An 8,838-nucleotide genomic window follows, 5' to 3' on the forward strand; every position below is an offset into this window, starting at 1 on the left:
TGGTTGGCTCACGCAGGTAACGTAGAGGGTAAGAAGACGTTCTCTCTTCCCCCCCCCCCCCCTCTCCCACCGGAATCGCAGGCAAAAAAAACCCGGGTTCTGGGGGGTGAATCCGGGTTAAGACCATTAGGAGTAAAACAAAGGTACGCGGTCCCTGAGCACCTTTATCGGCGCGCCACTTGGGGGGATGCGCCACGCCAACACCTGAAGTATTGGTCAGGATTGGCGGGCTGCCAGCGGCGGCTGCTCGTTTTTTAAACAGATTTGGAATACGGCGGGGGCTGCTGAGCACTCATCGCTCTGCGATCTGCCGCACAATTGCCAAAGTTTCGTCGATTATCTGTCTGGATGTGTAGAAGTGCGGGGAAAAGCGCACGCCAGGCCCTCTGGTGATGCACACTACCTGTTCCTGCTTCAGGCGATGATAAGCGTCGGCGTTGTCCACGCCGGCAATGCTGAACGAAACAATACCCGAACGGCGCTGCGGGTCTTCCGGGCTGTGCAGGCGTACACCGGGGATCGCTGCCAGTCCGTCGTAGAGCCACTGCACCCGTTCTGCCAGCAGCGAGGACACGTGGGGCATGCCCACCTCCTCAAGCAGCGACAGGCTGGCGTCCAGCGCGGCGGCGCCGAGCATGTTCGGGCTACCGCATTCAAAGCGCCGGGCGCTGCGGGCCGGCTCCCACTCGGTGCGGTTGTAGTCGCCCATGTGTTCGAGCATGTGCCAGCCGTATTCGCTCAGTTTCAGCTGCGGGCGAACCTCGGCGCGGCAGTAGAACACCCCCAGGCCTTCCGGGCCGAGCATCCACTTGTGGCCATCGGCCATGGCGAAGTCGCACTGATAGGCTTGCACATCGAAGGGCAGGGCGCCCAGTTGCTGAATCGCATCGATACAGAACAGCACCTTGCGTTCGCGGCAGCCCTGGCCGAGGCGCACCAGATCCAGGCGCAGGCCAGTGGCAAATTGCACGGCGCTGATCGCCAGCAGGCGTACGCGTGGGCCACAGGCGGCCAGCAGGTCGGCTTCCGGGTCTTGTCCCTTGAGGCTTACCTGAAGCACTTCGACACCCTGGTCGGCCAAGGCTTCCCAGACGATGCGGTTGGAGGGGAATTCTTCATCACTGATGACGATCTGGTCGCCTTGTTGCCAGTGAATACCGAAGGCGACGAACGACAACGCTTCGGAGGTGTTCTTGACCAGGGCGATATCATCGGTCGACGGTGCATTCGTCAGGCGCATCAAGCGTTCGCGCAGGCGTTGCTCCATGGCCATCCAGTTTGGGTAGTCCCTGGCGCCGAGCCAAACGTTTTCGTTGGCAAAGCGGGCAACGGCCTGGCTGGCTCTTCTTGGCCAGGGAGCGACGGCCGCGTGGTTCAGGTAGCGAAGGCCTGGAGCTTGTTCAAACTCATCAAGAAACATAGACATGGTCGGATGATCCGTGCATTTTGGCGCAAGTTAGGCATAATAACCGGCTTCGATTTTGATCCAGTCCTTCTTATGCAGAAAGAACCTCGTAAGGTCCGTGAGTTTCGTCGCCGTGAGCAAGAAATTCTCGATACCGCGCTCAAGCTGTTTCTCGAACAGGGTGAAGACAGTGTCACCGTCGAGATGATCGCTGATGCAGTCGGTATCGGCAAAGGCACGATCTACAAGCATTTCAAATCCAAGGCGGAGATATATCTGCGCCTGATGCTCGACTACGAGCGCGATTTGAACGAACTGTTGCACTCTGCCGATGTTGACCGCGACAAGGAAGCCCTGTCGCGTGCCTACTTCGAATTCCGCATGCGCGATCCACAGCGCTACCGCCTGTTCGATCGTCTCGAAGAGAAGGTGGTCAAGGGCAATCAGGTGCCGGAGATGGTCGAGGAGCTGCACAAGATCCGCGCCTCCAACTTCGACCGCCTGACCTTGCTGATCAAGGGTCGCATCAGCGAAGGCAAGCTCGAAGACGTTCCGCCGTACTTCCATTACTGCGCCGCCTGGGCCTTGGTGCATGGTGCCGTGGCGCTCTATCACTCGCCGTTCTGGAGCAATGTGCTGGAAGATCAGGAAGGTTTCTTCCAGTTCCTGATGGACATCGGTGTACGCATGGGCAACAAGCGCAAACGCGACCCGGATGTGACGGGCAACTGACGCGCTTTGCTGGGTGATGATGCGCCTGAGACAAGGCCTGAGGCCTATACTCATGTAAGAGGCTTGCAAAAACCTGATTTTTGAGTCAGGTTTTGCAGGCCCGATTCATCCATGCCGGAGTCACCCATGATCGTCGACCGCCAAGGCAGGCGTTTTCGCAACTTGCGTGTCAGCCTTACGGCTGCCTGCAACTATGCCTGCACCTATTGCGTACCGGACGGCAAGCGTCTGGTGGCGGCCCAGGATGAGCTGTCTGCCGAAGCCATGGCCCGCGCTGTGGCCTATCTGATCGAAGCCGCCGGTATCGAGCGCTTGCGCGTGACAGGTGGTGAGCCGCTGGTCAGTCCCAAACTCGAGACATTTCTGACTTCAGTTGCAGGCTTGGGGCTGGACGAAATCAGTCTGACGACCAATGGCCAGTTGCTCGCGCGCAAGCTGCCGCTGCTGCGAGAGGCCGGTATTCGTCGGCTTAATGTTTCCCTCGACACCCTCGATCCTGACGCATTTCGTCGTATTGCCCGCGGTGGCGACCTTGCCACGGTGCTCGACGGCATGGCGCAAGCCAGCGCGGCCGGAATGAAAATCAAGGTCAACATGGTGCCCTTGCGCGGGCAGAACTTCGATCAGGTCGTGCCGTTACTGGAGTACTGTCTGGCACGTGGCTACGAGCTGCGCTTTATCGAGTTGATGCGCATGGGCCACCTGGCCCGTGACAGCAATGCCTTCCTGCAGCAGTTCGTCAGTCTCGAGCACTTGCTGCAGTTGATCGGAGAGCGCTATGAGTATCTGCAGGCGAATGCGCCGGTGGACGCCACGGCACTGCGTTATCAGATTCCCGGGCAGGGCTACTTTGGCGTGATTGCCAACGAAAGCGTGCCGTTCTGCCGAACCTGCTCGCGCTTGCGCCTGTCCTCCACTGGCTGGTTGCATGGCTGCCTGTCGTCGAGCAACCGTCACTATATCGGCGACCTCCTCGACAAACCGCGCCACCAGGCCTTGCCGGCGCTCCAGGGGTTGCTGGTCAAGGCCCTTGGCGACAAGCAGCCGGTGGCGTTTTCCGGCGGCGCAACGGTGATGAAAATCATCGGCGGGTAAGACTGGCGCAAAAGCTGCATCTGTCAGCCGTTCGCCGGTTTTCCGTCACCGGCCACTGGAGGATAGATGCGTAGCCTGGTTTTGCTGCTGGCGCTGATGGCGCTGGGCGGCTGTATGAATGTCAGCGATATGGGTGAAGGTGTGCGCTATCACATGAGTGATTCCGGCCTGCTCGATCACAGCGACACCCGCCGTTCACTGTCGGTGCGCCTGCAGCCTGACTCATTCATTTACATCGGCCAGGGTGCGTTCGTCCCTCCAGGCAAGGGGCCTTATCCACGGCCCAACGTGGTGGCTGAAGAGGCGTTCAAAGGCTTTATCGAATACTTCCCCATGGTTCGTCGCGCTCAAGGGCCGCTGGGGCTGGAACAGGCCCTGGTCGAAGCGCGCGGAGTGGGTGCGCACTACCTGCTCTATGCCCGCTTTGCGCGTACCGACGACCGCATCGGCAATGGCGACGAATGGTATGACGAGCAGGCGGTTGATCGCCTGGGTATCGATACCGGCGTGGTTCAGCTGATGCTGATCGAAACCAATACCCGCTACCTGATCGACACCGCGCGGATCAAGAGCCGCGGCGGATTGCTGACGTTCCACGACAATAGACCGGAAGATTTGCTCGGCCCACCGCTTGAGGCTTACGCTCGTAGCCTTTTGGGCATGAGTGATTAAGGAGAGGGTGATGACAGATACCGGCAAGGCCGTCGATCTACTGGCACAGATTCCCAAGTCGGAAAAGGGCTTGCCACCTGTGCATCTGTGGAACCCGGACTTCTGCGGCGACATCGACATGCGCATCGCCCGTGACGGTACCTGGTATTACCTGGGCACGCCAATCGGACGCAAGCCAATGGTTCGGCTCTTCTCTACCATCATTCGCCGCGACGGTGATGACTACTTCCTGGTGACCCCGGTGGAGAAGGTCGGCATCAAGGTCGATGATGCGCCTTTTGTTGCTGTCAGCCTGGAAGTCGAGGGTGAAGGTGAGCAGCAAGTGCTGCGCTTCACGAGTAATGTCGAAGATCAGGTCGAGGCCGGCCCCGAGCACCCTTTGCGCTTTGAGATCGATGCGCAGACCGAGGAGCCGTCGCCCTATGTGCATATGCGCACTAACCTCGAAGCGCTGATCCATCGCAACGTGTTTTATCAGCTGGTGGAGCTGGCTGTGCCGCAGCAGATCGACGGCCAGCAGTGGCTGGGCGTCTGGAGCAGTGGCACCTTCTATCCCATTGGCCGCAGCTGATTAGCCTCCGCGTTTTTCCCTGAATTGGCGCTTTTTACCTCGTGGTCGCCGGCATAACCTGCCGGTATTCCCCAATCACGAGGTAGTACCCATGAAATCCGCGCTTTTACCCATCAGCACGTTGATCGTCGCTGGCCTGTTTACCTTGCCGGGTGCCTGGGCGCATGGTCCGGAGCAGGGCCAGGAAGCGGTCAAGATCCTGCAAGAACAACTGCCGAGCAATGCGCCGGGCAAGCAAGCGGTCATGCTCACGGTCAGCTACGCACCTGGCCAGAAGTCCGTGGCGCACCAGCATCCGGGGGCGGTCATGGCCTATGTGCTCGAAGGGACGGTGGTGTCCCAGCTCAAGGGCGAGCCCAAGCCGGTCGCCTACAAGGCGGGTGAGTTCTGGTACGAGGCACCGGGGTCGGTGCACCTGGTGTCCTACAACGCCAGTGAGGCAAAGCCGGCAAAATTGCTGGTGTGGTCGTTGGTGGATGAGCAGCGGCCTGTGACCGAGCCGTATCAGCCCTAGGGGAGGGGAGCGCAGGATCTGAAACGAAAAAACCTCCGGTGCTCAGCGCAACTGGAGGTTTTTCAGGTGTTTGGCTCCGCGACCAGGACTCGAACCTGGGACCCAATGATTAACAGTCATTTGCTCTACCGACTGAGCTATCGCGGAATCTGTGGCGTATCTTACTGATTGCTAAGGGGAAGTCAAGCCTCCCCCGCGCAATTCAGTGATTACAGCACCTCGACGATTGCCTTGGTCACCACATGGATGTTGCTCTGGTTCAGGGTGGCCACGCAGATACGACCGGTGTCCAGGGCGTAGATGCCGAACTCGTTCTTCAGGCGCGCCACTTGCTCGACGCTCAGGCCCGAGTAGGAGAACATGCCGCGCTGACGACCGACGAAGCTGAAGTCCTGCTTGGCACCGTACTGGGCCAGCAGTTCGACCATCTGCTTGCGCATGCCGTGAATGCGCAGACGCATTTCGGCCAGTTCTTCTTCCCACATGGCGCGCAGCTCTGGGCTGTTGAGCACAGTGGCGACGATGGTGGCGCCATGGGTCGGCGGGTTGGAGTAGTTGGTGCGGATCACGCGCTTGACCTGGGACAGCACGCGCGCGCTTTCTTCCTTGGACTCGGTAACGATCGACAGGGCGCCAACGCGCTCGCCGTACAGCGAGAAGGATTTGGAGAACGAGCTGGAGACGAAGAAGTCCAGACCCGACTCGGCGAACAGGCGCACGGCGAAGGCGTCTTCGTGGATGCCGTCGCCAAAGCCCTGGTAGGCCATGTCGAGGAAGGGCACGTGGCCCTTGGCCTTGACCACTTCCAGGACATTTTTCCAGTCGTCCAGGCTCAGGTCGACGCCGGTCGGGTTATGGCAGCAGGCGTGCAGCACGATGATCGAGCCGTTCGGCAGGGCGTTGAGGTCTTCGAGCATGCCGCTACGGTTGACGTCGTGAGTGGCGGCGTCGTAGTAGCGGTAGTTCTGTACCGGGAAGCCGGCGGTTTCGAACAGGGCGCGGTGGTTTTCCCAGCTCGGGTCGCTGATGGCGACGACAGCGTTGGGCGACAGCTGCTTGAGGAAGTCGGCACCGATTTTCAGGGCGCCGGTACCGCCGACGGCCTGGGTGGTGACTACGCGACCGGCGCTCAGCAGTGGCGACTCGGCACCGAACAGCAGCTTCTGGACGGCCTGGTCGTAAGCGACGATACCGTCGATCGGCAGGTAACCGCGGGAAGCATGCTGGGCAGCACGCTGGGTTTCGGCTTCGATCACTGCACGCAGCAGTGGGATACGCCCTTCTTCGTTGCAGTAAACACCTACACCCAAGTTGACCTTGTTGCTACGGGTATCGGCGTTGAAAGCTTCGTTGAGGCCCAGAATGGGATCGCGTGGTGCCAGCTCGACAGCGGAAAACAGGCTCATTATTACCTTGGCTCTGAATGGAGAGTGGAAGAGGTCCGCACGCTCCAGTCGAATGCACTAGAGCGGTGCACAAACGGGGAGTCAGTATAGTGATACCCATCGGTCACGGCGACAGTCTGACGCAGCTTTTCCTGTTCTTTCGCCGATTATTTTTCGACCGTTAGTCGAATTGGCCGGTCCATACTCAGAAATGCCCACGTCATCGCCTTGAAACTGGCGCGGAAGACCCTTAATTGGGTATAAGTACTGTCTATAAATACAGTTGCCAGCGTCTGCGATTAAAACGTCGCGATTACACAGAGGTTTGTCATGTCCGAGTTTCAGCTCGTCACCCGATTCCAGCCGGCCGGCGACCAGCCCGAAGCCATTCGCCTGATGGTTGAAGGCATCGATGCGGGCCTGGCACATCAGACCCTGCTCGGGGTGACCGGCTCGGGCAAGACCTTCAGTATCGCCAACGTCATCGCCCAGGTGCAGCGACCGACCCTGGTGCTGGCGCCGAACAAGACCCTGGCGGCGCAGTTGTACGGAGAGTTCAAGGCGTTTTTCCCCAACAACGCCGTCGAGTACTTCGTTTCCTACTACGACTATTACCAGCCCGAAGCTTACGTACCGTCTTCCGACACCTTCATCGAGAAGGATGCCTCGATCAACGACCACATCGAACAGATGCGTCTGTCGGCGACCAAGGCGCTGCTGGAACGCCGCGACGCGATCATCGTCACCACGGTGTCGTGCATCTACGGTCTGGGCAGCCCGGAAACCTACCTGAAGATGGTCCTGCACGTGGACCGCGGCGACAAGCTCGACCAGCGCGCCTTGCTGCGCCGCCTGGCCGACTTGCAATACACCCGCAATGAAATGGACTTTGCCCGCGCCACCTTCCGCGTGCGTGGCGATGTCATCGATATCTTCCCGGCCGAATCGGACCTTGAAGCCATCCGCATCGAGCTGTTCGATGACGAAGTGGAGAACATCGCCGCCTTCGATCCGTTGACCGGCGAGGTGATCCGCAAGCTGCCGCGCTTTACCTTCTACCCCAAGAGTCACTACGTGACGCCGCGGGAAACCCTGCTCGAAGCGGTGGAGGGCATCAAGGAAGAGCTGCAGCAGCGTCTGGAATACCTGCACAAGGCCAACAAGCTGGTCGAAGCCCAGCGTCTGGAGCAACGCACCCGTTTCGATCTGGAGATGATCCTCGAGCTGGGCTACTGCAATGGCATCGAAAACTACTCGCGCTACCTCTCCGGCCGTCCGGCCGGGGCCCCGCCACCGACGCTGTACGACTATCTCCCGGCGGATTCGCTGCTGGTAATCGACGAGTCCCACGTCAGCGTTCCGCAGGTGGGGGCGATGTACAAGGGCGACCGTTCGCGCAAGGAAACCCTGGTCGAATACGGCTTTCGCCTGCCTTCGGCACTGGACAACCGGCCCATGCGCTTCGATGAGTGGGAAAGTGTCAGTCCGCAGACGATCTTCGTTTCCGCCACGCCCGGGCCCTATGAGGCTGATCATGCCGGCAGGGTGGTGGAGCAGGTGGTGCGCCCCACCGGCCTGGTCGATCCTCAGGTTGAAGTGCGTCCGGCCACCACCCAGGTCGATGACCTGTTGTCGGAAATCCACAAGCGTGTTGCGGTGGAAGAGCGTGTGCTGGTCACTACCCTGACCAAGCGCATGGCCGAAGACCTCACCGATTACCTCGCCGATCACGACGTGCGGGTGCGCTACCTGCACTCGGACATTGACACCGTGGAACGCGTCGAGATCATCCGTGACCTGCGCCTGGGAACCTTCGATGTACTGGTTGGGATCAACCTGCTGCGCGAGGGCCTGGACATGCCCGAGGTATCGCTGGTGGCAATTCTGGACGCCGACAAGGAAGGCTTCCTGCGCTCCGAGCGCTCGCTGATCCAGACCATTGGCCGGGCAGCGCGTAACCTCAACGGGCGGGCGATTCTCTATGCCGACAGAATGACCGGTTCGATGGAGCGGGCGATCGGCGAAACCGAACGCCGCCGTGACAAGCAGATTGCCTTCAACGCCGCCAATGGCATCGTGCCCAAGGGCGTGGTCAAAGACATCACCGACATCATGGAAGGCGCCAACGTGCCCGGCTCGCGCAGCAAGAAGCGCAAGGGTATGGCCAAGGCCGCCGAAGAAAGCGCGCGCTACGAAGCCGAGCTGCGTTCGCCGGGCGAGATTGCCAAGCGCATCAAGCTGCTGGAAGAGAAGATGTATCAGCTGGCGCGAGACCTGGAGTTCGAGGCCGCGGCGCAGATGCGCGACGAGATTGCTGCGCTGCGCGAGCGCTTACTGACTGTCTGATGCGGTTGTTGTAGGAGCGGATTTATCCGCGATGGACTGCGTAGCAGGCCCATTTTCAGGGCCGCTACACGCCCCATCTCTGATAAACCCCCCCCTGCAAAAAGATCTTTCAGGTGGG

8 protein-coding genes and 1 tRNA gene are annotated in these 8,838 nt (G+C 60.1%); 6 read left to right on the forward strand and 3 right to left on the reverse strand.

What is annotated here, in order from left to right:
• Nucleotides 1–292 precede the first annotated feature (292 nt).
• Nucleotides 293–1,426: an aminotransferase class V-fold PLP-dependent enzyme gene (locus tag ACO6VD_RS01400; protein WP_422416515.1), complete on the reverse strand. Its 1,134-nt coding sequence runs from the start codon at nucleotides 1,424–1,426 to the stop codon at nucleotides 293–295.
• Between the two features lie 72 nt (nucleotides 1,427–1,498).
• Here ACO6VD_RS01400 and ACO6VD_RS01405 point away from each other — a divergent pair, with 72 nt between their 5' ends.
• The 5 genes from ACO6VD_RS01405 (at nucleotide 1,499) to ACO6VD_RS01425 (ending at nucleotide 4,989) form a co-directional block, all read left to right on the forward strand.
• Nucleotides 1,499–2,137 (forward strand): TetR/AcrR family transcriptional regulator, encoded by a 639-nt coding sequence (locus ACO6VD_RS01405; RefSeq protein WP_422416516.1) that lies wholly within the window; start codon nucleotides 1,499–1,501, stop codon nucleotides 2,135–2,137.
• 126 nt (nucleotides 2,138–2,263) lie between these two features.
• Nucleotides 2,264–3,232 (forward strand): GTP 3',8-cyclase MoaA, encoded by a 969-nt coding sequence (locus ACO6VD_RS01410; protein ID WP_400172567.1) that lies wholly within the window; start codon nucleotides 2,264–2,266, stop codon nucleotides 3,230–3,232.
• A 66-nt stretch (nucleotides 3,233–3,298) separates the two neighbouring features.
• Entirely contained in the window at nucleotides 3,299–3,904 is a 606-nt protein-coding gene (locus tag ACO6VD_RS01415; protein WP_422416518.1) for a DUF4823 domain-containing protein, read from the forward strand.
• 10 nt (nucleotides 3,905–3,914) lie between these two features.
• Nucleotides 3,915–4,475, forward strand: coding sequence for a DUF1285 domain-containing protein (locus ACO6VD_RS01420; protein WP_422416520.1), 561 nt, complete (start codon nucleotides 3,915–3,917; stop codon nucleotides 4,473–4,475).
• A gap of 91 nt (nucleotides 4,476–4,566) precedes the next feature.
• Entirely contained in the window at nucleotides 4,567–4,989 is a 423-nt protein-coding gene (locus ACO6VD_RS01425; protein ID WP_422416522.1) for a cupin domain-containing protein, read from the forward strand.
• Between the two features lie 71 nt (nucleotides 4,990–5,060).
• Here ACO6VD_RS01425 and ACO6VD_RS01430 read toward each other — a convergent pair.
• A tRNA-Asn gene (locus ACO6VD_RS01430) sits at nucleotides 5,061–5,136 on the reverse strand.
• A 62-nt stretch (nucleotides 5,137–5,198) separates the two neighbouring features.
• Nucleotides 5,199–6,395 carry an amino acid aminotransferase gene (locus ACO6VD_RS01435; protein ID WP_400172571.1) on the reverse strand — a complete coding sequence of 399 codons (1,197 nt, stop codon included), beginning with the start codon at nucleotides 6,393–6,395 and terminating at the stop codon, nucleotides 5,199–5,201.
• Nucleotides 6,396–6,704: 309 nt separating this feature from the next.
• Here ACO6VD_RS01435 and uvrB point away from each other — a divergent pair, with 309 nt between their 5' ends.
• The gene (gene uvrB / locus ACO6VD_RS01440; RefSeq protein ID WP_400172572.1) at nucleotides 6,705–8,720 is read left to right on the forward strand and encodes an excinuclease ABC subunit UvrB; all 2,016 of its coding nucleotides are present in this window, start codon (nucleotides 6,705–6,707) and stop codon (nucleotides 8,718–8,720) included.
• Nucleotides 8,721–8,838 lie beyond the last annotated feature (118 nt).

Origin of the sequence: Pseudomonas sp. GZD-222, from assembly GCF_049310525.1 — a bacterium.
Classification (GTDB): Bacteria; Pseudomonadota; Gammaproteobacteria; order Pseudomonadales; family Pseudomonadaceae; genus Aquipseudomonas.

What these genes read in the sequence shown, in the direction of transcription:
- ACO6VD_RS01400 (WP_422416515.1), bottom strand. Translation starts at nt 1,426, where the DNA reads ATGTCTATGTTTCTTGATGAGTTTGAACAAGCTCCAGGCCTTCGCTAC.
- ACO6VD_RS01405 (WP_422416516.1), top strand. Translation starts at nt 1,499, where the DNA reads ATGCAGAAAGAACCTCGTAAGGTCCGTGAGTTTCGTCGCCGTGAGCAA.
- ACO6VD_RS01410 (WP_400172567.1), top strand. Translation starts at nt 2,264, where the DNA reads ATGATCGTCGACCGCCAAGGCAGGCGTTTTCGCAACTTGCGTGTCAGC.
- ACO6VD_RS01415 (WP_422416518.1), top strand. Translation starts at nt 3,299, where the DNA reads ATGCGTAGCCTGGTTTTGCTGCTGGCGCTGATGGCGCTGGGCGGCTGT.
- ACO6VD_RS01420 (WP_422416520.1), top strand. Translation starts at nt 3,915, where the DNA reads ATGACAGATACCGGCAAGGCCGTCGATCTACTGGCACAGATTCCCAAG.
- ACO6VD_RS01425 (WP_422416522.1), top strand. Translation starts at nt 4,567, where the DNA reads ATGAAATCCGCGCTTTTACCCATCAGCACGTTGATCGTCGCTGGCCTG.
- ACO6VD_RS01435 (WP_400172571.1), bottom strand. Translation starts at nt 6,395, where the DNA reads ATGAGCCTGTTTTCCGCTGTCGAGCTGGCACCACGCGATCCCATTCTG.
- uvrB (WP_400172572.1), top strand. Translation starts at nt 6,705, where the DNA reads ATGTCCGAGTTTCAGCTCGTCACCCGATTCCAGCCGGCCGGCGACCAG.